The 26,177-nt window shown below is 58.7% G+C and carries 25 protein-coding genes and 1 pseudogene; 20 read left to right on the top strand and 6 right to left on the bottom strand.

Annotated elements, in window-relative coordinates:
• Positions 1 to 26: 26 nt before the first annotated feature.
• Positions 27 to 1,169, bottom strand: a complete 1,143-nt coding sequence (locus tag FAZ97_RS15465) for an MBL fold metallo-hydrolase (protein ID WP_158759353.1) — start codon at positions 1,167 to 1,169, stop codon at positions 27 to 29.
• A gap of 512 nt (positions 1,170 to 1,681) precedes the next feature.
• On the opposite strand from FAZ97_RS15465, the gene FAZ97_RS15470 reads away from it, so the two are divergent.
• From FAZ97_RS15470 to FAZ97_RS15535, 14 genes are all read left to right on the top strand, one after another.
• On the top strand, positions 1,682 to 2,482 hold the full coding sequence (locus FAZ97_RS15470) for an amino acid ABC transporter ATP-binding protein (RefSeq protein WP_158759354.1): 801 nt from the start codon (positions 1,682 to 1,684) through the stop codon (positions 2,480 to 2,482).
• Positions 2,482 to 3,135 (top strand): amino acid ABC transporter permease, encoded by a 654-nt coding sequence (locus FAZ97_RS15475; RefSeq protein ID WP_158759355.1) that lies wholly within the window; start codon positions 2,482 to 2,484, stop codon positions 3,133 to 3,135. Before FAZ97_RS15470 ends, FAZ97_RS15475 begins: the two co-directional genes overlap by 1 nt.
• On the top strand, positions 3,132 to 3,788 hold the full coding sequence (locus tag FAZ97_RS15480; RefSeq protein WP_158759356.1) for an amino acid ABC transporter permease: 657 nt from the start codon (positions 3,132 to 3,134) through the stop codon (positions 3,786 to 3,788). Before FAZ97_RS15475 ends, FAZ97_RS15480 begins: the two co-directional genes overlap by 4 nt.
• Before the next feature lie 78 nt (positions 3,789 to 3,866).
• A complete protein-coding gene (locus FAZ97_RS15485) occupies positions 3,867 to 4,694 on the top strand; it encodes a substrate-binding periplasmic protein (RefSeq protein WP_158759357.1) in 828 nt (275 codons plus the stop codon).
• A gap of 90 nt (positions 4,695 to 4,784) precedes the next feature.
• Positions 4,785 to 5,273, top strand: a complete 489-nt coding sequence (locus tag FAZ97_RS15490) for a MaoC/PaaZ C-terminal domain-containing protein (RefSeq protein WP_158759358.1) — start codon at positions 4,785 to 4,787, stop codon at positions 5,271 to 5,273.
• 109 nt (positions 5,274 to 5,382) lie between these two features.
• Positions 5,383 to 6,186 (top strand): aspartate/glutamate racemase family protein, encoded by an 804-nt coding sequence (locus FAZ97_RS15495; protein WP_199272134.1) that lies wholly within the window; start codon positions 5,383 to 5,385, stop codon positions 6,184 to 6,186.
• Positions 6,187 to 6,401: 215 nt separating this feature from the next.
• Positions 6,402 to 6,779 carry an acyl-CoA thioesterase gene (locus FAZ97_RS15500; RefSeq protein WP_233271767.1) on the top strand — a complete coding sequence of 126 codons (378 nt, stop codon included), beginning with the start codon at positions 6,402 to 6,404 and terminating at the stop codon, positions 6,777 to 6,779.
• A 33-nt stretch (positions 6,780 to 6,812) separates the two neighbouring features.
• The gene (locus FAZ97_RS15505) at positions 6,813 to 7,475 is read left to right on the top strand and encodes a TetR/AcrR family transcriptional regulator (RefSeq protein WP_158759360.1); all 663 of its coding nucleotides are present in this window, start codon (positions 6,813 to 6,815) and stop codon (positions 7,473 to 7,475) included.
• Positions 7,476 to 7,883: 408 nt separating this feature from the next.
• Positions 7,884 to 8,678, top strand: coding sequence for an SDR family NAD(P)-dependent oxidoreductase (locus FAZ97_RS15510; RefSeq protein ID WP_158759361.1), 795 nt, complete (start codon positions 7,884 to 7,886; stop codon positions 8,676 to 8,678).
• A complete protein-coding gene (locus FAZ97_RS15515; RefSeq protein WP_158759362.1) occupies positions 8,679 to 9,860 on the top strand; it encodes an acyl-CoA dehydrogenase family protein in 1,182 nt (393 codons plus the stop codon). It abuts the gene before it with no gap.
• Positions 9,857 to 10,663, top strand: coding sequence for a polysaccharide deacetylase family protein (locus FAZ97_RS15520; RefSeq protein WP_158759363.1), 807 nt, complete (start codon positions 9,857 to 9,859; stop codon positions 10,661 to 10,663). Before FAZ97_RS15515 ends, FAZ97_RS15520 begins: the two co-directional genes overlap by 4 nt.
• Positions 10,664 to 10,715: 52 nt before the next feature.
• Positions 10,716 to 11,219 carry a MaoC/PaaZ C-terminal domain-containing protein gene (locus FAZ97_RS15525; RefSeq protein WP_158759364.1) on the top strand — a complete coding sequence of 168 codons (504 nt, stop codon included), beginning with the start codon at positions 10,716 to 10,718 and terminating at the stop codon, positions 11,217 to 11,219.
• Positions 11,220 to 11,247: 28 nt separating this feature from the next.
• Complete coding sequence (locus FAZ97_RS15530; protein WP_158759365.1) at positions 11,248 to 12,744, top strand: class I adenylate-forming enzyme family protein; 1,497 nt, start codon at positions 11,248 to 11,250, stop codon at positions 12,742 to 12,744.
• Positions 12,741 to 13,631, top strand: a complete 891-nt coding sequence (locus FAZ97_RS15535; RefSeq protein ID WP_158759366.1) for a nitrilase-related carbon-nitrogen hydrolase — start codon at positions 12,741 to 12,743, stop codon at positions 13,629 to 13,631. The genes FAZ97_RS15530 and FAZ97_RS15535 overlap by 4 nt, the downstream gene beginning before the upstream one ends.
• A gap of 239 nt (positions 13,632 to 13,870) precedes the next feature.
• Here FAZ97_RS15535 and FAZ97_RS15540 read toward each other — a convergent pair whose 3' ends face one another.
• The gene (locus tag FAZ97_RS15540; RefSeq protein WP_158759367.1) at positions 13,871 to 14,683 is read right to left on the bottom strand and encodes a citryl-CoA lyase; all 813 of its coding nucleotides are present in this window, start codon (positions 14,681 to 14,683) and stop codon (positions 13,871 to 13,873) included.
• Between the two features lie 311 nt (positions 14,684 to 14,994).
• On the opposite strand from FAZ97_RS15540, the gene FAZ97_RS15545 reads away from it, so the two are divergent.
• The 4 genes from FAZ97_RS15545 to FAZ97_RS15560 all read left to right on the top strand — a co-directional run bounded on the left by FAZ97_RS15545 (position 14,995) and on the right by FAZ97_RS15560 (position 19,862).
• Positions 14,995 to 15,669 (top strand): TetR/AcrR family transcriptional regulator, encoded by a 675-nt coding sequence (locus FAZ97_RS15545; RefSeq protein WP_158759368.1) that lies wholly within the window; start codon positions 14,995 to 14,997, stop codon positions 15,667 to 15,669.
• A gap of 389 nt (positions 15,670 to 16,058) precedes the next feature.
• Positions 16,059 to 16,808, top strand: coding sequence for an electron transfer flavoprotein subunit beta/FixA family protein (locus FAZ97_RS15550; RefSeq protein ID WP_158759369.1), 750 nt, complete (start codon positions 16,059 to 16,061; stop codon positions 16,806 to 16,808).
• Between the two features lie 23 nt (positions 16,809 to 16,831).
• Complete coding sequence (locus tag FAZ97_RS15555) at positions 16,832 to 17,776, top strand: electron transfer flavoprotein subunit alpha/FixB family protein (RefSeq protein WP_158759370.1); 945 nt, start codon at positions 16,832 to 16,834, stop codon at positions 17,774 to 17,776.
• Between the two features lie 457 nt (positions 17,777 to 18,233).
• Positions 18,234 to 19,862 carry an electron transfer flavoprotein-ubiquinone oxidoreductase gene (locus FAZ97_RS15560; protein ID WP_158760943.1) on the top strand — a complete coding sequence of 543 codons (1,629 nt, stop codon included), beginning with the start codon at positions 18,234 to 18,236 and terminating at the stop codon, positions 19,860 to 19,862.
• A 272-nt stretch (positions 19,863 to 20,134) separates the two neighbouring features.
• Here FAZ97_RS15560 and FAZ97_RS15565 read toward each other — a convergent pair whose 3' ends face one another.
• Positions 20,135 to 21,016 carry a succinate--CoA ligase subunit alpha gene (locus tag FAZ97_RS15565; protein WP_158759371.1) on the bottom strand — a complete coding sequence of 294 codons (882 nt, stop codon included), beginning with the start codon at positions 21,014 to 21,016 and terminating at the stop codon, positions 20,135 to 20,137.
• Between the two features lie 9 nt (positions 21,017 to 21,025).
• On the bottom strand, positions 21,026 to 22,162 hold the full coding sequence (locus FAZ97_RS15570) for an ATP-grasp domain-containing protein (RefSeq protein ID WP_158759372.1): 1,137 nt from the start codon (positions 22,160 to 22,162) through the stop codon (positions 21,026 to 21,028).
• A gap of 513 nt (positions 22,163 to 22,675) precedes the next feature.
• Here FAZ97_RS15570 and FAZ97_RS15575 point away from each other — a divergent pair.
• Positions 22,676 to 23,500, top strand: a complete 825-nt coding sequence (locus FAZ97_RS15575) for a substrate-binding periplasmic protein (protein WP_158759373.1) — start codon at positions 22,676 to 22,678, stop codon at positions 23,498 to 23,500.
• Between the two features lie 659 nt (positions 23,501 to 24,159).
• Here the strand turns inward: FAZ97_RS15575 and FAZ97_RS15580 are convergent.
• Both FAZ97_RS15580 and FAZ97_RS35370 read right to left on the bottom strand, forming a co-directional pair.
• Positions 24,160 to 24,852 (bottom strand): LysR substrate-binding domain-containing protein, encoded by a 693-nt coding sequence (locus tag FAZ97_RS15580; protein WP_233271845.1) that lies wholly within the window; start codon positions 24,850 to 24,852, stop codon positions 24,160 to 24,162.
• A gap of 96 nt (positions 24,853 to 24,948) precedes the next feature.
• A pseudogene (locus FAZ97_RS35370) lies at positions 24,949 to 25,077 on the bottom strand (helix-turn-helix domain-containing protein); the annotation flags it as partial.
• Between the two features lie 209 nt (positions 25,078 to 25,286).
• On the opposite strand from FAZ97_RS35370, the gene FAZ97_RS15585 reads away from it, so the two are divergent.
• Positions 25,287 to 26,129: a substrate-binding periplasmic protein gene (locus tag FAZ97_RS15585; protein ID WP_158759375.1), complete on the top strand. Its 843-nt coding sequence runs from the start codon at positions 25,287 to 25,289 to the stop codon at positions 26,127 to 26,129.
• Positions 26,130 to 26,177: the final 48 nt, after the last annotated feature.

Below are 26,177 nucleotides of genomic sequence, written 5' to 3' on the forward strand. Positions count from 1 at the left end.
GTAACCCTGCGCCTCGATATGTGACGTCACGCCATCGGCACGGTGACGCCAGCGCCCGCTGGGGTCAGGATGTCATCAGAGGGCGATTCACACGGCAGCCGGGCGGTGAACCGATATCTCCCGTGACCATCCATGAACCGGTCGAGTTTGCCACTGCGCCATAGCATGTGCAGGTGCGCGATTGCCTCGCCCATCGCGAAGGCCGACTGATGTGCGTCGAGCTTTCGCTTGAAGAGGATGGGTACAAGCTCAGCCGCAGTTCGTGCGTGCTGGCAACACGCAGCGAAAGCCTCGTCAAGGCGCGCGGCGTGATGGTCTCTAAGCTGTTTGATGCGCGTTTGCAAACCGCGGAACGGCTTTCCGTGTGCGGGCAGCACGAGAGACCTTTCCGGCATGCCCGCGTAGCGCTCGAGGGACGTGAGGTACAGCGCGAGCGGATCAGCGTCGGGCTCCATGTCGAAGACGGAGACGTTCGTTGAAATCCGCGGGAGGATCATGTCTCCGGAGATCAGCAACTCATCAGCGGCACAGTAAAAAGCGGCGTGTTCGGGGGAGTGGCCGAATCCAGTCACGACTTCCCACTTCCGCCGGCCGATCGAAATAACTTCCCCGTCGCAAACGCGCCGATAGGCCGGAGGAATCACAGGCACAAGATCCGGGTAGTAGCTCGAGCGCTCGCGGATCTGGCGCAGAAGCCCCTCGTCATCGAGGCCATTTCTAGCGAAATGCAGCGCCGCGCCAGGCCCTGCTACGTTCGAACTTGCGCCGCCAAGGAGCGTGCGCCCAAACAGATATTCTCCCTGCGTGGTCCACAGCGAGGCATTCCAGCGCGCATGGTTGCCGCCGGCAACCAGCCATTGCGCGAGCCCCAGATGATCAGGGTGGCAATGCGTTACCAGAACGCGCAGAACGGGCAAGCCGTTAAGAGCCGTAGTGAACAGGTGTTCCCAGAGTGCCTTTGTCGTGTCCGTCGCGACGCCGCAGTCGACGACGGACCAGCCCGGGCGCCCATCGATCTCGTCCCTCAGTAACCAGAGATTGATGTGATCAAGGGCAAACGGAAGCGGCATGCGGAGCCAGAAGACGTCGTCGGCGACCTCAAGCAGCTTGCCGCCAGAAGGGAGGTTGTCCCCAAAGGGATACTCCAGTTGATGTTCCAATGTGTTCATTTCGTCCCGCGCTTACGGTGTGAATACGGGAGGCACAGTGCCCACGGTCCCCTATCCACAGTGGTGGCAAATTTGAACTGACCGAAGAGTATGCTTTTTAGTCTTATTGGTCAATATCGCGCATGACACAGTCCGCTTTTGTAAGCCGTTACTGAGGATTGGCTCTGCGGCGACGGTGCTTTCCTCTATGCCAGTGCGTCAGGGAAAGTCCCAGGCGCCCGCAAGATCAACAGTCCGTGATCTCGTCCGGTCGCGGAAAGCCTTGCCAGACCTGGGTCCTGACGTTTCGAGCGGGTGTTCGCGGGCGCAGCGCTCACTAAAAAAACTTTTTTGACCTCGATCTGAATTCGTGCATACTGACTCAACGGTCGAATTTTATGGGTTGGGAGTATTCAAATTTCTCAAACCACTATTCCGGCCAGTCTCTTCAGGTGTGCGGCCCTCAGACGGATCGTGTTCGTGTGCTGCGAACCTCAGGGCGCGTTGACTCATCATCGATAGAAGCGGTGACCATGACTGATCTTTCGGCAATTGGTATGAAACAGCCAAACACCGGGCGTGTTGGGGCGCCACTCATGCAACTGGACGGCGTCAAGAAGTCCTTCGGAGAGCATCAGGTGCTCTGCGGCGTGGACCTCCAGATGGCTGCAGGTGAAGTTCTCGCGATCATCGGACCTAGCGGCTCCGGTAAAAGCACGCTGTTGCGTTGCATCAATCAACTGGAGCCGCCGACAGAAGGTAGCGTGACAGTTGACGGCGTGACAATTCGTGCTGGACAGAAGACCTCACGTACGGATATGAACCACTTCCGCCGCACGCTCGGCATGGTGTTTCAATCGTTCAACCTGTTTCCCCATCTCACGGTGCTGCAGAACGTGAGCCTGGCGCAGCAGCGCGTGCTGGGTCGCAACAAGCGGGACGCCGACGCCAGATCGATGCAGTTGCTGGAGCGCGTGGGCCTGGCGAGCAAGGCGGCCCAATACCCGGCGCGATGTTCGGGCGGGCAGCAGCAACGTATCGCGATCTCGCGGGCTCTCGCACTCGATCCGAAGATCATGCTGTTCGACGAGCCTACCTCAGCGCTCGACCCCGAAGTCGGTCTCGAGGTTCTCGCCGTGATGCGGGAGCTTGCGGACGACGGCATGACAATGATTGTCGTGACTCACGAAATGCGCTTTGCAGAGAACGTCTCGGATCGCGTCATTGTGATGGCCGACGGCGTCATTCTCGAAGAGGGTGCCAGCGATCAGGTGATGAACCACCCGCGTCACGAACGTGTGGCGAAGTTTCTTTCCGCAGTGAGGGACCGGTAATGTTCGAACTTGTTCGCACGATCGCGATCGCGATGGTCGACGCAATCCCTTGGACCATCGCCTTGACAGTATTCTCATTTCTCGCGGGAGCGGTTCTCGCAATTCCGCTTTGTGCCCTGCGAGTTTCCCGTTTTGGCATTGTCCGCACGGTTGGCCTTTCCATCATCCTGATTCTGAGATCGATCCCGCCAATCGTCTGGCTGTTCTTCATCTTTTTCGGCATCGGAAGCGGTCTGCTGCATCTGAGCCCGTTTGTCTCGGGCGTGCTGGGCCTTGCCCTCATCACTGCAGGCAACGTCGCCGAAATCTATCGCGGGGCGCTGAAATCGGTACCGGCGGGTCAGTATGAAGCGGCAAAGGTCCTGGGCCTCTCTCCGCTCCGCCAATACGTCGACGTCCTCGGCCCCCAAATCTTTCGCGTGGCCCTGCCGTCATCTGCGACCTATGCGATTGGTCTGCTGAAGGACACGGCCGTGGCATCCACGATTGGCGTGCCGGAACTCGCATCCGCGGCGTATCACGTTTCGATGGACACATTCAGGGGTATTGAGGTTTATGCGACGGCTGGCGTTATGTACTTCTGCATCAGCATTGTGATGGCGTTGGGTACACGCACGCTTGACAATCGACTTCGAGTACGGGTGGCGCGATGAACGAGATTCTTCAACTTTGGGTGGAGTGGCTGCCGAGCTTGCTGGCCGGGTTACGCATCAGCATTGAAGTCACCGTTGCATGTCTCGTCCTTGGAATTCCGCTTGGTCTTGTGCTCGCCGTTGGCGTTAGTGCTCCATCGCGATTCGTCCGCTATGTTTCGATCGTCTTGATCGAGCTCGGTCGTGGTGCGCCAGCGTTGATCTTGCTTCAGTTCCTGTATTTTGGTCTTCCGACGACAGGGTTGACATTGTCGTCGTTCGCGTCATCGGTTCTTGCGCTCGCGCTGAACGCTGGCGCTTACACAAGCGAGATCATCCGGGCCGGCCTTCAGTCGGTTCCTTTCGGGCAGCGTGAGGCGGCGTTCGCAATAGGGCTGAGCACGCGCGACAGCTTCCGCCTGATTGTGTTACCCCAAGGCTTGCGCGTCGCCATCCCTCCGCTTCTCGGCTATAGCCTGCTGATGCTGCAAGCAACCTCGCTGTGCTTCACCGTCGCTCTTCCCGAACTGGTGAGTCGAGCAAATGACATCGGCTCAAGCACGTTCCGCTACATGCCGGTGCTCATCCTTACCGGGTTGCTGTACGCGTGTATCTGTGTTCCTTCGACGCTGATGATTGGCCGGATGGAGCGCCATTTCTCCAGGCATGAGTAGGAAGATCGGAGAATTTTATTTAGTAGTTGAAACCTGGTTCGACAATAGACGAGGAGCACCAAAATGAAGTCCCATTTTATGCGCGTTTCCTACGTAGCACTGGTAATCTCTGGAGTCCTTACCGGCGAGATGGCGTTTGCCGCCGACTGCAAGCCGGCGCACAAGTTCGACACGGTGACGCCCGGCGTGTTGACTGTCTCGACGATTACTTACCCGCCGTTCGACAGCGTCGACAAGGACGGAAAATTCGTTGGCGTGGACGCCGACATTCTGAAGCGCTTTGCCGACAAGGAATGCTTGACGATCAAGGCTACGTCTGCCGACGACGCAGCATCGCTGCAGTATGTCGTTTCGGGGCGCGCCGACATCTCGTCGGCTTCGTGGTATCGCACCGAGAAGCGATCACAGGTGATGGGTGTATCGGACCCGCTGTATCTCGAACTCATGGGGATCTATACGCATGACGGCACCAAGAAGCTGAGCGACCTCAAGGGGCGCTCCGTTGGCACGGTTCAGGGGTATCTCTGGGTGCCTGAACTGCAGGCGATCTTCGGGGATAAGCTCAAGTTGTATCCCAACCCCGTTGCAATGGCGCAGGATCTCCAGACAGGCCGGCTCGACGCGGCGGTGGATACCTATACCGCCGGCATTGAGGCGCAAAAGAAGGGCGGCTTCAAGGGCATCAAGATTGAAATCGCCGATCCGGATGAGCGTGTACGTTCGTCCGTGAAGCCGGCACAAACGGGGTACTTGTACAACAAGAGCAATCAGGCCCTGGGGGCGGCGCTCAACGCGTCGATCGACGAGATGCACAAAAACGGCGAAATCACGCAAATCCTCAAGGGAGCTGGCCTCAGCCCCGAGGCTGCGAAGGTCGGCGATCCGCGCTTCGCGGACGCGAAATAAGGCGAAGCCCCGGCGCTCCGAACATGGCGTCGGGATATTCGGGACATACAGAGACAGGCCACGGCCGGTATATTTAAAGGGATTGATCCAATGAGCGAGCAAGCAGAAGTGGCTACCGGTATCGGCCCGAATGCGAAGTTCTACGAGGAACTCGAAGAGGGTACGGAGTGGAATTCGCCGCGTCGCACGATCACCGAAGCGGACATCGTGATGTTCACGGCGCTCACGGGCGACAACAACCCGGTGCACACGGACGAAGAGTTCGCGCGCAACACGATCTTCGGCGGCCGTATCCTGCACGGTCCGGCCGCGTTCGCGATCGCGACGGGCCTGGAGAGCCGCCTGGGGATCAAGGAGGGCACGGCGGTGGCGTTCCTCGGGATGACGTGGGACATGCGCGGTCCGGTGAAGATTGGCGACACGATCCACGTGTACGAGAAGGTGCTCGCCAAGCGCGAGACGAAGAAGCCGGGCACGGGTATCGTGACGTTCTACGTGGCCATCCGCAACCAGCGTAACGAGGTGGTTCAGGAAGGCGAATGGAAGGTCATGATGCACCGGAAGGCGCAACCGGCGTGACAGCGCCGCGGAGTGCGCTGAGACGACGTCTCTGCACTCCAGCGCGGCTGTCGCGACGTACGCGAAGTAGCCCAGAGAACCTCTGTAGTTTGTCTAAATCAGGAATTGTATGGCCAGGAAAATTAACTTCATCAATCCGTTCGGCACTCATGCCTACGACGAGATCATCGAGAAGACGCTTTCGCACTATGCTGCAGAAGGCACTGAACTTGTAATCTCACACCTCGAAGGTGCAACGGCAGATCCGGACTACTTCTACCCCAAGCATCTGATGGAGATGTCGCTGTTCGAGGCGATCCAGCGCTCGGAGGAGGCAGGGTTTGATGCAGTGATCTCCGGTTGCTGCTACGACCCGGGCGTTCGGGTCGGCCGCGAGCTGGTTGACATACCGGTGATCGGACCGATGGAAGCGTCGCTGCAGATGGCGCCGTACTTCGGCCGCTCGGTCGCCATCGTGACCGATCATCGGAAAGCGTGTGAATACATGCAGGATCACGCAAAGATCACCGGTCTGGACGGCAACATCCGGGGTTTTGAAGTGATCGACTGGTACATCCGCGACATGATCAAGGATCCGGACGGCGTGGGCCGTGACGTGCTCGAAGTTGCCCGGCGCACGGTTGAAAAGACGGGGGCAGAGGCGATTATCCTGAACTGCACGATCATCGCGGCTTGCTACCAGACGTACCTGATCAACGGTGGAACGCCGGCGGAAGTGCCGGTAATCAATCCAAATCTGATGGCGCTGAAGGTTGCGGAGCCGCTCGCGGATCTGCGTCGTGCGAACGCTTACCAGATCTCGCGAGCCGGCTATTACCAACAGCCGAAGCAGGACTATTACAAGTCGGTCACGGCCAATACGCGCAAGGCATGGATCAAGGCGCAAGCAGAAATTGACAAGACATTCGAGTAAACACGTCCCTCGACTGGGGCGTGCGGAGTAAGAAGAATTCGGTCCGTTGGGCGCGCGCGAACCTGAGCTCTGAACACACTGCTCTGGTTCGCCCTGATTTGACTTGTTGGTCAAAAAAACGGACAATTTAGACATATTAAATTTGCAGCCTGCTCTGACCAATGCAAACATATCGAGGCGTCGTCTATCCTGCGCAATCCGACGCGATGGGCCACATGACGGTCCAGTACTACGTGGCGGCATTCGATCAGGCAATGTGGCATCTCGTCGAATCAATTGGATATGACCCGGCGTGGCGCACCGACCGGCACGAAGGCTGGGCCGATGTTCGATACGAGATCGATTTTCGCGCGGAGTTGCGCGTCGGAGATCTGTTCAAGGTTGAGAGTCGTGTGACGGGAGTGGGCAACAGTTCACTCAAGACGCACCATGTCCTTTCGGGTCCCCAGGGAGCAGTGGCCGCGGAAGTGCACATGACCTCGGTTTATTTTGATCTGGAGGCGCGTCGGAGCAAGCCTATCCCCGAAGCAGTCAAGGTGACCGCGCAGGAACGCGTAGGCGAACGGGCCGCCGACGCAATGCAGGCGCCCTGACGAGCCGGCTCGTCAACACGAAGAGTAAAAGACATGACCAGTGACCGACGCCAGGAGCTCAAGGCCCGCAAGCAGGCTTACGTACAGGAAGAGATTCTGCTATCTGCAGTGAGTCTATTTGCTCGGCGCGGATTCAGGGCTGTAACGATTGACGATATCGCGTCGAATCTGGGCTATTCGAAGTCGGTCGTCTACTACTATTTCAAAAGCAAGAGTGAGATCCTTTGGCAGATCTTCGCTCGCTGCTTTGACGACTATTTCCGCATGATCTCGACGGTTGCGAGCCTGAACCTTGGGCCGCGTGAGACCTTGTCGAGGCTCATCATTGAGCATGCTCAGCATGTCATGCAGCGGCCGGAGTGGAATGCGATCTACTACCGCGACGAAAGCGAGCTCGACGACGCGCAGCGCCGACAGATAGCGATGCGCAAGCGCGAATACGATGCCAAGCTCGAGTTGCTCTATGCGCAAGGCGTGGCGAACGGCGACTTCAAGGACATCCCACCCGGTGTCGCGGTGCGTGCGATTCTCGGCATGTGCAATTCCCTTTATACCTGGTTCAAACCCGAAGGTGCACTGCCGGCCACGACGATCGCGAAACACTACGTGTCGATGCTCATGGACGGATTCACGCAAGCGAACGGCGCTTCCGTCGGCAGGCAGCCGCAAGCCGGCCAGTTGCTGGCAGGCGCATGAAGGCACCGGAAGGCGCTCGCTGGTCTGTGAGCGCGCATTCCCCTAAAGTCCAGATCTAACCTCTTTCTGCGCCCCTGAGCCGCCATGCGGCTCAGGGGCGATTGCGCACGTCTGTGTGCGATGCGTTTGCCTGCCTACGATCTTCCCCCGAATGCCGGGCGGAAATGCCCCCCTTGCGCCCCGTTACGCTTGCCTTTCCTGGTGTCGGCGCGTCGCCGTGCGGCCCGCGCACGCGTGGGATGCTCAACCGTCAGAAAATGTTTTTGACTTTGCGGCGAAATGGTTCATACTGACCACCGGGTCGAATTTTTCTATTGCTCGGTTTTTTCTGCTGTATCAGGTTGACACGTTCGACGCCCAAGGACGCGAATCAGCGCCAGGCGACTGCAATTTATGGAGGCTATGTCAATGTTTGATCTTTCCGGTCGTGTTGCGGTAATCACAGGGGGCGAAAGCGGTATCGGCCTTGCGATCTCGCGCACGCTAGCTAAATCCGGCGCAAAGGTAGTCATCGGTGGCATTCTCGCAGACGAGGGTGCGAACGTAGCTGAATCGCTGCGCGCCGACGGTGGCGACGTGTACTTCGTCAAGACGGACGTACGCGTCGAAGAACAGGTCGACAATCTCGTCGATGAGGCGGTCAAACGCTTCGGTCGACTGGACATCATGATCAACAACGCGGGTGTGTTCGACGGTTTCGCCAATATTCTCGATACGACCACCGCGCTCTGGGATCAGATCGTCGACATCAACCTGAAGGGCTGCTTCTTCGGCTGCAAGTCCGCGCTCAAGCGCATGCTCGCTCAAGGCGGCGGCGGTCGGATCATCAATACGTCCTCGGTTGGCGGCCTACGTGGCGCTGCGGACGGCGCGTCGTACACGGCAGCAAAGTTCGGCGTTGTCGGTCTCACCCGTCAGCTCGCCTGCGATTACTCGGAGCAAGGCATCACGGTGAATGCCGTCTGCCCGGGTTCAATCCAGACTGATGTGCGAAAGAATTCGGGCACGATCCTCGGTGCCGATGCGGTGCCGATGGATCGCGGTGTGGGTGCTGATCCCGACGCGTGGAAGCGCATGATTCCGGCGCGCCGCCGTGGCTTGCCGCAAGAAGTCGCCGACGTTGCGGTATTCCTCGTCTCCGATGCGGCGAGCTACGTTACGGGACAGGCAATCGCAGTTGATGGCGGATGGACGGCAACCTAAATGAGCACTTTTAACTTTACCGACGACGAAAACCAGATCGTCGAAGCGGTTCGCCGCTTCGTTTCGAAGGAAGTGCGACCGCAGGTCGCCAAACTCGAACGTGAGCAGACGTTCCCGACAGAGCTGCTCGCCGGCATCAAGGAGCTGGGCCTGTTTGGGCTGGCCGTGCCGGAGGCATATGGCGGCCTTCAACTACGCGTGCCCGTCTTCGCAGCGGTCATGGAGGTGCTCGCAGCGGGTTGGACGACGCTGGCAGCATACGTCAACAGCCACGCTACCGTTGCTTACGTGATCGCAACGCACGGCACGGAGGAACAGAAGCAGCGCTACCTGCCGACGATGGCCACCGGCGAGGACCGCGGCGCGCTGTGTCTGACGGAACCGGGTGCGGGCTCTGATCTTCAGTCGATCACGACTGTTGCGACCCGAGACGGCGACAATTTCCGACTTCGCGGCGACAAGATCTTCGTGACCAACGGCGAGAAAGCGACCGTGATGCTCACGCTGACGCGCACCGGCAAGGACGAGACGACTGGCAAGCCGCGCCTTAGTCTTTTCCTGGTCGAGAAGAAGGCCCCGGGTGTGTCCGTTGGCAGCACGTTCCACAAGATGGGCTTCGGCCTCGTCGACACGGTCGAGATTCGCCTGGAGGACGCGCAGGTACCGGCAGCCTCCATGGTCGGTCTTCAGGAGGGGGCGGGCATGCGTCAGCTGCTCGACGGTCTTGAAATCGGCCGGATCGCGATTGCGTCGAGTGCAGTCGGTCTCGCTGCCAATGCACTGGACGAAGCGAAGCGCTATGCAAGCGAACGCAAGACCTTTGGCGTGACCATCGACCGGCACCAGGCAATCCAGTTGCGTCTGGCCGACATGGCGACGAAGCTCGTCGCCGCGCGTCTTCTGACTGCGGAGGCCGCCCGCAAGAAGGAAGCCGGAGAACGTGCCGACATGCTCGGTGCAATGGCGAAGCTCTATGCGAGCGAAGTCGCGGCAGAAGTTGTGCAGGACGCGCTGCGTGTGCACGGCGGATACGGGTACATCAGCGAATTCACGATCGAACGCCTCTATCGCGAAGCACCCCTCTACCTCGTCGGTGAGGGTACCAACGACATCAACAAGCTCGTCATCGCGCGCCGCATGCTGGATGGCAGCGAGGCCGACACGTTGGGGCTGCCATCATGACGACCGTTTGCCTGACGTTCGACTTCGACGCAGTATCGATCTGGCTGAGCACTTTCAAACAGGTCTCACCCACGCCGATCTCGCGAGGCGAGTATGGCGTGCGTGTCGGCCTCCCGCGGATTCTCGCGATGCTGGCGCGCCGTGACGTGAAGGCGACGTTTTTCACCCCTGCACACACGGCGCGTAGCTTTCCGGGAGCGGTGAAAGCGCTGGTAAATAGTGGCCACGAAATCGGTTTGCATGGCCTCGTTCACGAATCCCCGGTCGGACTGCCGGTGGATGAAGAGCGTGACCTCCTCAAGCGTAGCGCGGAAGTCCTCGAGCAGGTCACTGGCGTGCGACCGGTCGGCTACCGCTCGCCTGCGTGGGACCTGAGCGAAAGCACGATCTCGCTGCTCGAGGAGATGGGCCTGCAGTACGACAGCAGCCTGATGGCTTCGGACTTTCACCCGTACCGCGCGCGTAAGCGTGACGAACTGAACGAAGATGGTTTCGTCACCGGAACGGAAAGCTCGATCGTTGAGTTTCCGGTGGCTTGGGAACTGGACGATTTTCCGTACTTCCAGTTCCTCTCCCGTCCCATCAATCCGGCGCTGCGGGACGTGGATGACGTCTACAAGGCGTGGAAGGCTGAGTTCGACTGTGCGCATGAGGAAGGCGGCGTTTTCACGCTGACGTGTCACCCGGAGATCATCGGACGTGGCCCCCGCGTGAAGATGCTGGAAAAGTTGATCGAGCACATGCAGGCGCAGGAAGGTGTGACCTTCGCCACGATGGGCGACGCCGTTAAAGCATATCGATAAGCCGGCTACGGACAAGAAGCCAGCCGGTTCAGTTTCGAATCAAGGAAAAGCAATGACTGTTATTGAACAGACCAGAGAGCAAGTGGGTATCGGCCCGAACGCGAAGTTCTACGAGGAACTCGAAGAGGGTACGGAGTGGAACTCGCCGCGTCGCACGATCACCGAAGCGGACATCGTGATGTTCACGGCGCTCACGGGCGACAACAACCCGGTGCACACGGACGAAGAGTTCGCGCGTAACACGATCTTCGGCGGCCGTATCCTGCACGGTCCGGCCGCGTTCGCGATCGCGACGGGCCTGGAGAGCCGCCTGGGGATCAAGGAGGGCACGGCGGTGGCGTTCCTCGGGATGACGTGGGACATGCGCGGTCCGGTGAAGATTGGCGACACGATCCACGTGTACGAGAAGGTGCTCGCCAAGCGCGAGACGAAGAAGCCGGGCACGGGTATCGTGACGTTCTACGTGGCCATCCGCAACCAGCGTAACGAGGTGGTTCAGGAAGGCGAATGGAAGGTCATGATGCACCGCGATCCGGCAGCATTGGGCAACAACTGAGCGGACAGGGTCGGAAGGAACGTCTTCTATGCTGAACACAGATATCGGGGCGAATGCCCTGCGTGATGGTGCTCACACGGCACTCTCCAGTGCCCAGGGGGAGCTTGCCTACACTGATCTCGTGCGGGAGGTCGGCCGCACGGTCGGTCGGCTCCGCAAACTGGGTTTCGACGGTAGCAAACCGGTGGCCGTGTTGTGCGAGAACCGCATTGAAATCATGTTGTTCTACTATGCGATCGCACGGCTTGGCGGGGTCTTCCTGCCGGTCAACGCGAGCCTGAGCTCGTCAGAAGTCGCCTACATCCTCGATCACTCGGAGGCGGCGGTCCTCGTGTATGACGAGCGTATGGCCCCGATAGCAACCGAGGCGCTCGCGGCCGGCGGATCGCCCCCCGGGATGACCCTTTCCGACTTCCTCGCGGTCGAGGCCGTAGAGGATCGCGTAGAAGCGACGGCCGCCCCCGAAAAAACGTTCTTGATGGTGTACACATCCGGATCCACTGGCAAACCGAAGGGGGTTGCGCTTTCGCAAGCCCATGAGGTCGCGGGCAATGCATCGCTAATCGAGATGTGGGGAATGGGTCCGGACGATGTGAACGTCGTCGGGCTGCCGATGGGCTATCACTACGGATTGACCACCGCGACATCGGCAACGCTGCAGTCGGGAGGGAAGGCGGTTCTCATGCGCCGCTTCCACCCGCGCGAAATTCTTGATGCGCTCGTCCAGCATCGTGCGACAGTGTTTCAGGGCGTGCCCACCATGTTCGCGATGATGCTCGAGTACGCGGAGCAGAACGACGTCGATCTCGATCTCTCCTTCATGCGGCTGCTGATATCTGCCGGCGCACCACTAGCCACCGAACTGCGCGAGCGGTTCGAGCGGCGATTCAAGAAGCGCATTGACGATTACTACGCGCTGACGGAATCACGACCGATCTTCGGCCGCTATTGGAACGATCCCGCCCCTGTGCCGCCACGCGCAATCGGCAAGGCGGCGCCCGGCGTGATCGTGAAGATCGTTGATACGCACGGCAACGAGGTGCCGGACGGCGTGGAAGGAGAGTTTTACGTTCGCGGCCCGTCGGTGACTCTCGGATATCTCAAAAACGAGGCTCAGACGCGCGAACTCTTTCACGACGGTCTGATTAGAACCGGCGATCTTGGTCAGCGCGACAGTGAAGGCTTCTATTACATCACAGGACGTAGCAAAGACCTGATCATCCGCGGCGGCGCGAATATTGCGCCGGCCGAGGTCGAACAGGTTATTGCTCAGCATGAGTCCGTCCAGGATGTCGCGGTGATCGGAGTTCCGGACGAGAAGTTCGGGCAGCTGGTCGCAGCGTATGTTGTGCCGCGCAATGGTCGCCAGCCTGCTGAAGATGAGCTGAAGCACTGGTGCCATGGCCGGCTCGCAGAATTCAAGATTCCCGCGTTTATTGTCGAGGCGGCTTCGTTGCCGCTGGGGAATACCGGGAAGGTGGACAAGAAAGCGCTCCTGGCGCAATGGATGGAGAGCAGGAAGTGACAAACGAACTCAAGGTTTCGATTGCATCGTTCGGCACGCGTCGTTACCCGACGCTCGCCGCATTCGGCGAGCACGTGCGCGATCTGGTGCAGGATGCGAAGCAAAGCGGCAGTACCGCGATTCTTCTGCCGGAACTCACGTGTATCGGTCTGTTGTGGATCGATCCCGCAGCAGAAGCTGTGGACAATAAGGGGGTTGCCGACTTCTATCGCCGCGTGCTGACGCCCTTGTTGCCCGACTACTGCCGGATTCTTTCCGGGATCGCAGAACAAAGCGGCATCACCATTATCGGTGCTTCGTTCTGGCACGAGGAAGACGGGATCGGGCGCAACAGCGCCTTCGTTTTCCGTCCGAACGGCGAAACGCTGCGTCAGGACAAGCTCCACATGACGCGCGCCGAGCGCGCAATCAAGACGTCGGGCGGTGACGCGCTCATGCCGTTCGAACTCGACGGGGTCAAGTGCGGGCTGTTTGTCTGCTACGACGTTCAGTACCCGGAATTGACCCAATATCTCGTCAAGCAAGGCATCGAAGTGTTGTTTGTGCCCTCGCTGACGGACGCACGCGGCACGTGGCGGGTCTGGCACAGCGCTCACGCGCGTGCGCTGGAAAACCAGCTGTATGTCTGTGTCTCCACGCTGGTCGGTCCGCTGGACATCCCGGTGGACTATCAAACGACCGCAAGCGGCCGCGCGTTTGTGGCTTGCCCGATCGACAACCGCTTCAAGGTCGAAGACGGTACCTATGCCGTCGGCAACGAGGGCGAGGATCTACTGTCCGCAACCCTGAATCTGGAGACGCTGCGCGCCTCCCGCGAAAAGGCTGAGGTCCGTCAGTTGAGCGATCGGCGCCCGGCGCTATACGAGGCACTTCAGACGAATGTCTGAGACACAGGCAAACGGTCTGCCGTTTGCCTGATCGGCGGCAACGAGACATCTGTTTCGTTGCCGCTTTTTTTTGTCGGTGCGCCAGCCTCTCCCGCGATCAGGGGCGGGAAGTACGCCGTCAGATTCACCGAGACGACTGCAAACAAAAACCGCCCAGTACGGGCGGTTGGATGCGATGCTGTCTCAGATGCAGTCAGTGTTCGTCCCGGGCGAAATGGGGCCTTCGAACTCAGACGCCTTTACCAGCCAGCCGAGCTAAGGTCTGCGTCCAGTTCGCGTCGGGTACGGTCGTATGCTACGTCGTGGTCCGGAATCGTCCGGATGCGCGTTTGACTCCTGAGCTCTTCCGACACGTGTGCAACCACACCGGGCATCGTCGAGATAAGTGCGAGGCCGGTCATCTCGGCTGGCGTGAACTCCATCTGACTCAGGATGGCAGCCAGCATACCGACCTCATTGATGACGAGATCGGGTTTGTTGGCCTGCTTGATGAACGCTGCGTGGATGGCCTCATACCAGTCGCAGACTTCGCCCCATACGCCGTTCTCCTGAGCAATGCGCTTGAGCTTCTGTGCTCGTGGGTCGGTAAAGCGGAAATTCGGATGACCCAAACCGGGTACACGCTGCTTGTTCGCGCGAAGTTCGCTAACGACGCGTTCCGCCGCGCTGGACATCGGTTCATCCGAGTTCTTGAACGTTGCGTAGGTCGCTGCGATGAACGCGCCGCCGGAATCCGGCGCAAGCGTGTATTCGCCAGCCGAAAGGACAGCTGTGGCGAGGCCCGCGACCATCGACGGGTTCCCGGAAACGCAGAAACGTGCGGCCGCCGTTCCCGGCTTCTTGAGTGAGTAATCGAGGACAGAACAGAGGACGGCATCCATGATGCGCGACTCGCCAGGGGTCGGCAGTTTTCCGCGGATCAGGAGATATGTCGCTGATGCAAAGGAGAGCTTGCCAATAATCTGGCCCAGATCGTACCCTCGAATGAAAACGCTGGCCTCCTCGACGTCACTTACAGACGTTTGCCAGTACCGGTTCTGTTCGGTAGTCATGTTTGATTCCAGTTGGTTGTTGATACAGGGCAGGTGCGAGAGACACCGCACCACTCGGTATCAAAAATGTACTTGCTAGACGAAATTTTGTCCAGCGGGTCAAACTACGGGATGTTGATGTTCACGTTCAAAATACTGACCGATGCCTTGTTTAGTTCAGATAAGTTGACTTCACGGTCTGAAAAAAAGACAATGGGACGCATGTTGGCCCCTTGGATACTTATTGGTGGCTGGCCTGAGCGCTCCATGATCGGGCGCCGCGAAGTCTGCTTTCAGAGGCAGGCCAAAACTTTTCCATCGGAGCGCAGAGGGTGAAACAGGATCGACGTGAAGAACTGAAGGCCAAAAAGCAGGCCTACGTGCAGGACGAAATCCTTTCGTCGGCTGTGACTTTGTTCGCCGCCCGCGGCTTCCGGGCCGTGACGATCGACGATATCGCGTCAAACCTCGGTTACACGAAGTCGGTCGTGTACTACTACTTCCGCAGCAAGAACGAGATCCTGTGGAAGGTGTTTTCCCGGATATATGACGCATACTTCGAAGGCATCCAGGCGGTCGAGACCGAACACCTCGAGCCGGCGGACGCGCTTGCGCGGATCATCCGTGCGCACGCCATGCACGTCATGGAGCGCAAAGACTGGAACGCGATCTACTACCGTGACGAGAGCGAACTGACCGACAAACAGCAAAAGCTGATTCTCCAGCGGAAGCGGGAGTACGACGCCATCATTGAGTCTGCCTATCAGGCAGGCGTTGACAAGGGGGTGTTCAGAAGCGACGTCCCAACGGCCGTTGCAGTCCGCGGCATTCTGGGTATGTGCAATTGGCTGTACACCTGGTACAAGGAAGATGGCCCGCTGTCCGCTGAGGAAATTGCCAACCACTACGTCTCACTGTTGATGCAGGGCTACGTTGTGCCCGTCAAGGCGCACCGGGCATCCGGCGGGCGTAGTTCCTCGAAAGTGGTAAAAGCGGCATCTCGCTGACCAGATCCAAATTGGGCGCCATGGGCGCCCAATTTATTTGCGACACGGCTCGTCGGGATAGAGCCGTTCGGAACCGGTTAGTCGCGCGTCACTCCAAAATCAGGCGTTCATGCGCTCCGTACGTCGCCTGGAATCACTTGGGCACGCTGCACATCCCGCAGCTTGAGCGCCCCTCAGCGGGGACCATCGCTCTGCCTCCCGATCCTGCGTCAATTCTTCCCTCAATTCAATTCCATTGCTACAGCCGGGCGACAAGTCGCGTTTTTGCTCCAGACGCGCTTGCCGCCTTCTTTTTTATCGTTATATACTAGGTGGTCAGTTTTTTAATACCGTGAGTACATGCGAAGGGGCTGACCCGAACACGCACTCACGAGACGACAGGATCGGATATGAAAGTTTTGGTCGCGGTAAAGCGAGTCGTTGACTACAACGTGAAGGTCCGCGTCAAGGCGGATTGCACCGCGGTCGACATCGCGAATGTGAAGATGTCGATGAACCCCTTCGATGAAATCGCGGTGGAGGAAGCGGTCAGACTCCGAGAATCCGATGCGTCGGTGGAGGTCATTGCGGTCTCCGTTGGTCCTGCAGTGTGCCAGGAGACGCTTCGGACTGCCTTGGCGATCGGCGCGGATCGCGGGATTCTCGTTGAGGCCGAAGGTGACGTGCAGCCACTCGCAGTTGCGAAATTGTTGGCGGCCTTGATCGAGGAGGAACGGCCGGATCTGATCCTGCTTGGGAAGCAGGCAATCGATGACGACTCGAATCAGACCGGACAGATGGTTGCGGCGCTGGCCGGGCTGCCGCAGGCTACGTTTGCCGCGCACCTTCTTGTCGCCAACGGGAAGATCACGGTCGCGCGGGAGGTCGACGGCGGAACCGAAACGATCTTGCTCCAGCTTCCGGCCGTGGTGACTACAGACCTGCGCCTGAACGAACCGCGCTACGTGACGTTGCCGAACATCATGAAGGCAAAGAAGAAGCCGATCGCGATCATTAAGGCAGAGGAACTCGGCGTCGACATCAAACCGCGCCTGAGGACCTTGAAGGTTGTTGAACCGCCTGCGCGCAGTGCTGGCGTGAAGGTTTCCGGTGTCCCCGAGCTGGTCGAGAAGATCAAAGCTGTCGCAAAGATTGCGTAACAGATTCAGAAAGAGGCGCAGAAATGACAACGTTGGTAATTGCGGAGCACGACAATAGCTCCATCAAGCCCGCTACTCTCAGCGCCGTAACCGCGGCCCTGCAGCTCGGCGGAGAGATCCATCTCCTGGTTGCGGGATTCAAGGCGGAAGCGGCGGCGAAGGCCGCGGCCGGCATCCAGGGACTGTCGAAAGTCCTGCACGCTGACGCGCAGCATCTCGAGGGTGGGTTGGCCGAAAATCTCGAGGCGACTGTACTGTCCATTGCGAGCGCGTACTCGCACATCCTCGCTCCAGCGACGGCATACGGCAAGAACGTCGCACCGCGCATCGCTGCGAAGCTCGATGTTGCGCAGATCAGCGAAATCACCGCGATCGTCGCGCCCGATACGTTTGAGCGCCCGATTTACGCGGGAAATGCGACTGCCACTGTTCAATCCATTGACCCCGTCAAGGTCGTAACAGTGCGCGCGACGGCATTCGATCCGGCTGCGCACACGGGCGGCGCGGCGTCAGTCGAGTCGCTCGACGTGCCTGCAGATCGTGGCGTTTCGCAATTCATCAGCAGCCATGTAACGAAGCTAGCCCGGCCGGAGCTCACCAACGCTGCGGTCGTGGTTTCGGGTGGGCGGGGGCTGGGCAGCGGAGAGAATTACGCCAAGGTTCTCGAGCCGCTCGCGGATCGCCTGAACGCCGCGCTGGGCGCCTCGCGTGCGGCTGTCGACGCAGGCTTCGTCCCGAACGACTACCAGGTCGGCCAGACTGGCAAGATCGTCGCGCCGCAGCTCTACATTGCCGTGGGCATCTCGGGCGCGATTCAGCATCTCGCGGGCATGAAGGATTCGAAGGTCATCGTCGCGATCAACAAGGACGAGGACGCCCCGATATTCAGCGTGGCCGACTATGGTCTCGTAGGCGACCTGTTCACTGTCGTGCCGGAAGTGGTAAGCGCGCTTGGGGTCCAGGCGTAATTGCAGCGCACGAAGGTAGAGATGCAGGGTTTGGTCGTGGTTGATGCAAGTCGTTGTCGTGTCGCCGGGAGAATCCGATGAATTGCCGGGAAAGGTCGTTGCGCGTACTCGTGGAGAAGTGGCTTGGGCGCGAGGACGCGAAATCCGCGCGGGTGACGCGCTTCAGCCACGGTGCGCGCTGGCGTCGGCGTTACGTGCGTGTCGAAACGCAACGACCGGCGGGCGCGTTCTCCATCGTTTTCTTCCGCCATGACGATGGCTCGTGGTGTGTCTTTCCGCCATCGAGCCCGCGCCCGGTGCTGGCAATGACAGGGAGCTTGCACGCGCACGCCTACGCATGACGCGCAATACACGCCGTATGGTGTAACGCGCGCAATGTTCGACCAACAAGTGGAGAAGCAGGGCAGTGGCAATTCAGACGAACATTGAAGGCGACTTTGCGCGCGAACGCGAGTCGATGGAATACGACGTCGTGATCGTCGGCGGCGGCCCCGCCGGGCTGTCCGCCGCGATCCGCCTGAAGCAGCTGGCCGCGGAAAAAGGCACCGAAATCGGCGTTTGCGTGCTGGAAAAAGGCTCGGAAATCGGGGCGCATATCCTCTCGGGCGCGGTCATGGATCCGCGCGCCTTGAACGAGCTGATTCCGGACTGGAAAGAGCAAGGCGCACCGCTGAACGTGCCGGTGACCGAAGACAAGTTCCTCTTCCTTACGGAGACCGGCGCGAAGGGCGTGCCGAACTGGGCACTGCCCGACAACTTCAAGAACCACGGCAACTACGTCATCAGCCTCGCCAACGTCACGCGCTGGCTGGGCCAGCAGGCCGAGGCGCTGGGCGTGGAAATCTTCCCCGGCTTTCCGGCTGCGGAAGTGCTCTATAACGACGATGGCTCGGTCAAGGGCGTTGCCACCGGCAACATGGGTGTCGGCAAGGACGGCGAGCCCACCGAGAACTTCCAGCTGGGCATGGAGCTGCATGCCAAGTACACGCTGTTCTGCGAAGGCTGCCGCGGGCACCTGGGCCGCCAGCTGAACGAGAAGTTCAAGCTGGGCAAGGACTCGGACCCGCAGGTCTACGGCATCGGCATCAAGGAACTGTGGGAAATCGATCCCGCGAAGCACCAGCCGGGCCTCGTGATCCACACGGCTGGCTGGCCGCTCGAGTCCGACACCTATGGCGGCTCGTTCCTGTACCACATCGACAACAACCAGGTGATGGTGGGCTTTGTCGTCGGTCTCGCGTACCAGAATCCGTATCTCTCGCCGTTCGAGGAATTCCAGCGCTACAAGACGCACCCGGAAATCCGCAAGTACCTCGAAGGCGGCAAGCGCGTGTCGTATGGCGCGCGTGCGATCACGGCGGGTGGCCTGATGTCGCTGCCGAAGCTCGTATTCCCGGGTGGCGCGCTCGTGGGCGACGACGCGGGCTTCCTGAACGCCTCGCGCATCAAAGGCAGCCACGCCGCGATCAAGACCGGCATGCTCGCGGCCGATGCGGCATTCGAAGCCGTGCAGGCCGGCCGCCAGAGCGATGAACTCGCGGCCTACCCGGAAGCGTTCAAGCAGTCGTGGCTTTACACCGAACTGTACAAGGCGCGCAACTTCAAGCAGTGGATGAGCAAGGGCCTGTATCTGGGCACGCTGATGGTGGGCATCGAGCAGAAGCTGCTGGGCGGCAACGTGCCGTGGACGCTGCATCACCAGCATCGCGATCACGAGATGCTGAAACCGGCTTCGCAGTGCAAGCCGATCGAGTATCCGAAGCCTGACGGCAAGCTCACGTTCGACCGGCTCTCCTCGGTGTTCATCTCGAACACGAACCACGAAGAGAATCAGCCCGCGCACTTGACGCTCAAGGATGCGAGCGTGCCCGTGAACGTGAACCTGCGCACCTACGCGGGCCCGGAAGCACGCTTCTGCCCGGCCGCGGTGTACGAGTTCATGAAGAACGACGACGGCAGCGACCGTCTGCAGATCAACGCGCAGAACTGCGTGCACTGCAAAACCTGCGACATCAAGGACCCGACGCAGAACATCGTGTGGGTCACGCCGGAAGGTGGCGGCGGTCCGAACTATCCAAACATGTAGGGCGGGTGGGTGTCTGGGACTACTTCGTATACGTTTGTGGTACGAAGGATTCCGGAGTGTTGGGCTGGCAGATTCTCCAGGTCTGCCAGCCTTTTTTTTACCGCGCAGGGTACTGGGCCGTATCAATCGACGTACGCGAAAAAGCGTACCCACATTCGCGTTAGTGTGTCCGACATGCGCCCTGGACTGTCGAAACGCCGACGCGAATACGGCCGATATTGCTGCGTGTTTGCGAGTGATTCCGAGATGGGTGCTGTTTGCAGGCCACGATGTTATCTACGGCCGAGAACCTCGAGCAGGAGTGGAGCGATATGCTTGAATTCGTCCGCCACGACGGCTCCCGCCTCACGAAGTGCGTGGACCTTGCTTTCATAGCCGCCAGTACCTTTCCGAACGATGGCATTGGCGTGGCCGATCTGCTGACCAACCTTGAGTGACTTCCCGGCAACATGGGCGACGACCGGCTTGCGCATCGCAGATGCAATCGTGCGAGCTGCATTCTCCTCGTCTTCCCCTCCCACTTCGCCGAGAAGCAGGATCACGTCGGTTGCGGGATCCTGTTCGAAGTGCTGCAGTATCTCGGCACAGTCAGCGCCTTTTACGCGGTCCGGCCCGACTGAAACGATCGTGCTTACGCCTAGCTGCTGAAGTTTCATTTCCATCAGGATGCCATATGCGATGGATCCGCCTTTGGTAACGATTCCGACGTTGCCAGGCATACACAGTTCATCACAGAAGTAGCCGGCTTTCGCAACACCGGGGGACAGAACGCCACTTGAGTTGGGGCCGATCAGCATGGCCCCCGCGTCCAGAGCTGCGTTGCGCATAGTGAGGGCGTCGTGCACCGGGACGTACTCAGTCAGACATACAACCGTCTTGATCCCCGCATCGATTGCAGCCAACACGGAATACTTCACGACGTCGGGAGGATCGAAAAACAGGGCGACATCGATTGCGGCAGACTCGACGGCGGTTTTGAAATTCGGTAACGAGAGTGTCGCGCCACGCAAGACGTGCCCGGAAATGTTATCTGGGTCAATGATGCCGATGAGGTTCGTTCCGTGCTCGAGCATCTCCCTGGACTGATGCAGCGCCATCGAACTGCCCGCACCATGAACCACGATTGCACTCGTCCTGTCGATGATTATGCTCATTGGTCAGACTCACTGAAGATATTGCAATGTTGTGTCGATCGCATCACGCACGCCACGGCAGTTCGGGAAGTTGGCCCGATCCAGCAGTGCCTTGGCAGTGGCGCCATGGTTTCCGTGGAGATTCAGTACGATCGGAATTTTGGCGTGACCGAGACGCCTTGATTCGAGCACGGGAACGAGCGCATCCACGATCTGGTCAATCCGCTTGCCGCTCGCGGTGATGTTGACCAGGACGACCTTGATTCTCTGGTCGCATTCGATCTGATCGAGGACGGAGGCAAATGCTTCGCCGGTACGTTCGTGCGCAATTGCGTGATCCATATCGATTGCGGCGCCGAGAGAATGGCCCTCTGCGGCGAGCCAGTCGGATACGCAAAGTGCCATGCCCCCGCCATATCCAACCAGGGCAACCGCACCGTCACCGGACAGCCGCCGCAAAACAGACTGTTGAGCCCCATCGCCGTCGTCGGCCATGCCCAGTAACTCGCGGATTCTGGGCTGTCGGTAGAGCGCCGAATCGTCGACTTCAATACGGGCATCAAGGGCAAGGAGCGTTCCGTCGGAAAGCTCCGCGAGCGGATTGATCTCCGCCATGACCAGATCTGAAGACGAAACAGTTGTCGCGAGGCGATGGCAAAGTCCAAGATAGGTGTCCCACAGATGCCCGGGCAGTCCGATCGTTTCAAACGCAGTCAGGAACGGTTCGTTCGCGTTTGTCTGTTCTGGCCGAAGAGGAACGATTGCGATGGATCCTGGATCGCTAACCGAGGTTTCTTCAATCTCAACGCCGCCGGTTCGTCCGATCATGAACTGGAGACCTTGATCTTTGACGACCATGCCAACGTATCGCTCATGCGCGAGGTCGGCCCTTTGTTCGACGAGAACAGCTGAGACCTGATGGCCTTTGATGGTCGAACCAATCATCAAACGAAAGTGTGCGATTGCTTCCGCCTCCGAGTTTGCGAGCTTCACGCCTCCGCTTTTGCCGCGTCCACCGACTGGGATTTGGACTTTCAGCACCAGCGGGAGTCCGATAGCCTCAATTGCGGCCGTTAGCTCGACTTCATTTGTGACGCGGCGGCCCAGCGGAGATGGAATACCATGTTCGCGCAGCAGGCTTTTTCCTTCACTTTCGTTCAGCAACATCTCTCCTCCGTGTATCTGACAAGGCGATAGCAGAACGCGTCGATCCGGCACGCAGTTCGACCTTTCAACGCGCAAACGATGAGCCATGGCCGTCGTTCCCCGACCGGTCCTGTCTCCATCTAGTGCTGACAAGCAGTACCACGACGGCAGTACGGCTGTCGTGCCCGGGCTCCTGAACTCCGTTTCGATGACGCGAAACGACCGTCCGGTGGTGGATAGGTTGTCAATACTGACCGGTCAGTATAATCAATTAATTGGTCAATGCAAGTGTGCGCGAACCTTCTTTAGCCTATGCAGGACCTGGTGAATGTCCTGGCTCAGATTAGACGTGATAGTCATTGATTCTGACTTATTGGTATGTTGTGATCGCAACCATCGACGAGGAGACCAGTCCTGCTGCAGCGCGGGCATTTCACAGGCCACGTAGGGGCGGATCTGTCTCGCGATTCGTTCACCCAATCATCATCGGGTGTGCGATTTCTTGCATACGTCGCTTGTGACATAGGAGGATTCATGAAAGCTGCACTGATTCTCGGACTCTGCTGTTCCCTGGTCGCGTCTGCGGCGACGGCACAGTCGAAGGACTGCAAGCCGGTTCACAGTTTTAAAACCATTACGCCGGGCGAAATCACGGTCTTCTACAATCAATACCCTCCGTTCGCGTATCAGGACAGTGGAGGTCAGCTAAAAGGCATCGATGTAGATATCCTTCAGCGGATTGCGAGCGACAACTGCGTAAAGATCAACGCGATGGTCGTTGATAACGCCGCCGTCGTTCAGGGCGTTGTCGCTGGCAAGGCCGATCTTGCGATAGGCGGCTGGTACCGTTCTGAGGCTCGTTCGAAGGTGCTGGGATTGTCTGAGCCTGTGACGCTTGACTTGATGGGAGTCGCGTCGAAGGACGGAGTAAGCGACGTTTCGCAGATGGCGAATCGGAAGGTCGGTACGGTTACCGGGTTTCTCTGGGTCTCGGATCTGAAGAGGCTGTTCGGGGATAATTTGCAGCTTTACCCTACATCAGTCGCGCTTGCGCAGGATCTCGCCTCCGGCCGGTTGGATGTTGGTATCGATAGCTACATACTTCAGTCCTACGGACAGAAGCTGGGCTCGTATCGGGGCCTGAAAGTAGAAGTCGCCAAACCGAACCAGCAAATCCCGTCATCGGTTCAACCAGCACAGACGGGTTTCCTCTACACGAAGGACAACAAGGGCTTTGGGGAGGCGATTGACGATACGATCGACAAGATGCGGAAGGACGGGGCTATTCTGAAGATCGTCGAAACGTATGGCCAAAGTCCCACGATCGCTGACGTCGGACCGCCACGGCTCGCAAAGTAAATCGCCGCTAGCGTGCGACGGGGATAGGGGTGTCATGCGTGGTCGTTGGCGCTATCTGGAATGTGCTCGACACCTGATGCAAAGCTGCGCATGCTTCAATCGAGCTGCGCCGTGCGGTCGCACGGCGTGATAATTTTCCTATTCCTCGGTGGCGAGTGTCGTGGCGTCTAAGCACGGTGGCCTGCGGTTACGCTAACGCCTTGGTGCGACGGGTCATGTGTTTGCCGCTGATGTTGGCGATGAAGTTTTAACTGTGGTCGTAGCCTTTTCGCACGTTGAGCTGCAGGGGCTGTTCTCCTTGTCTCAGGCCGCCCACAGTAGCTGCGGCCATAGCGGCCTGTTCAGGAACTCGTCGCCATTGCCCTGATCCACGAGCATCTGCGGGCGTTCGCTCGTGTTGCCGATCGCTACCACGGCATCATACGGTATCCGCCCCCGCGGGCCTCACATGGCTAGGCGGCTAGCGTCTGCTCTTCCCATCGCGCCTGGCTGGGCGCGACCGGGAGATCGCCGAACGCGCTTTCGCGACGACGGATTTTAGAGGCTTACCGTCCGACCTAAACGCATCTACTAGATCGACTACGTTACCAATGAGGATCGAGAATAGTGTGTCCGCATGGATGCTTCCCAAACAAACATGCAAAATCTCGGTTTCTCATCTATAGATTGAGGGTCGGTAGATTGTCACGTCCGGAAAATCTTTCAAGCGACCATTCGATAAACGCTTTGAGCTTCGTTGGCTGCGAGCGGCGATCGATACATAATAGGTGCATCGGTCGCAACGGCCCTTTGAAGTTTTGAAAAAGGCGAACGAGCCGACCCGCAGCAATTGATAATTTAACGTTCGGTTCTCCCGCCATGACAATGCCTGCCCCGGATTCTGCAGCACATATGAGGCCCCTTCCGTCGTTAATGCGAAGTCGCCTGATGGGATCCACAGTCACAGAGCTTTTCCCATCAGTGAAGACCCAAGCCATTTGATTCCGATATTCATCCGAAACATAATCTAAGCACAAGTGTTGGCTTAGCTCTCGGGGATGGATCGGCTGGCCGTGCATCTTGAGGTAACCGGGGGACGCACACGCGACAAGTTGATAAGGTGCCAGCGGTCTTGCGACTAAGCTCGAGTCCGCCAGTTCTCCGATCCGAAACGCCACATCAAACCCGTCCTGAAGCAGATCGACTTGGCGATCCGTGAGCACCAGTTCAACCGTCACCTCAGGATAACGCGAGAGAAAAGATTCGATCTCATGCGCCAATCGGAAGCTCCCAAATGCAACTGGCGCTGTAATGCGCAACACCCCCCTTGGATGAGCGATCTGCGATTGCGCAATTGCGTCCGCCGCCGACATCTCATCCAAGACTCGCCTGCAAGCGTCTACGTACTCTCGCCCCGCCTCCGTGAGCAAGTGCGCACGAGTTGATCGATGTAACAGGCGTACGCCGAGGCGCGTTTCTAGCGAGTCGACATGCTTGCCCGCCATCTGTGGCGTCATTCCCAGTGCACGCGCCGCGGCGGCGAACGACCCTGTGTCTGCGGTCTTTACGAAGACCTCCATGCTCTCGAGCTTGTCCATTGATTAGAAACGACCGGTTTCGATCGTCGATAAAATAACAGAGATTTTCACCAAAAAAAAGCAGCCCTAGAATCAGTCAACGCATCACCGAGCAGATAGTTCGAGAACGTCGATTGCTTGGGCAGTGCCTTTTCTCAAGGGCCACGACAACGTCTCAGGAAAGATGCGTTTCCTGGACAACGACACTCCACCACGCTGAAGGGGGAATCATGCGCAGAACCGGCAATCTAGTGAAGTTCGCATTCGCCTCGGTTTACCTGTCTATAGCAATGAATGTGTCACTCGCATCCGCCGGAGAGTGCACACCGAAACATGCGTTGAAAACCATTACACCGGGAACCCTGACAATCGTCACCCAGCTCTTTCCCCCTTTCGACGTTCTCGACGGGGATCATTCTCTTGCCGGCGTTGAAGGTGACATACTGATGCCGTTCGCCAAGCAAGAGTGCTTAAAGGTAGTTACGGTCGTGGTCGATGGATCGTCTGCGATTCAATATATCCTGACTGGTCGCGGAGACATCGCAGCCGCATCGTGGTTTCGTACTGCTGCGCGCGCCAAAGTCGTGGGCATCTCCGACCCGCTATATCTCGATCAGATGGCGATTTACTCCAAGGATGGGTTGACGAGAGTCTCGCAGTTGGAAGGAAAAAGTGTCGGTTCTGTGCAAGGATATAACTGGGTCGGCGACTTGCAGAAAGTCCTCGGCGACAATTTGAAGCTCTATCCTAATCCCGTGGCTTTAGCCAATGACCTTGCCGCAGGGCGCGTCTCCATTGGAGTAGACAGCTACGGGACGGGCTTGTTCGCGCAGAAAAAGGGCGGCTACGCTGGCCTGCAAATCAAGGTTAGTGAACCAGATCAACGTGTCAGGGCTACGGTCAATTCAGCACAGATTGGCTTCCTCTATTCGAAAGATAACGAAGATTTGGGAAAGGCGCTTAACGAGTACATCCAGAACATGCATCTAAGCGGAGCGATTAAGCGAATCTTCACTGAGCACGGCCTCGATCCTCAGGGAGCGGTCCCGGGGCCCTCGCGGCTTATTCAGTGAAGGCGCTTATCCGCGCTCTGTTCCGCCGCATGCGCTCACCACATCACT

The organism is Paraburkholderia acidiphila (assembly GCF_009789655.1).
Taxonomy (GTDB): domain Bacteria; phylum Pseudomonadota; class Gammaproteobacteria; order Burkholderiales; family Burkholderiaceae; genus Paraburkholderia; species Paraburkholderia acidiphila.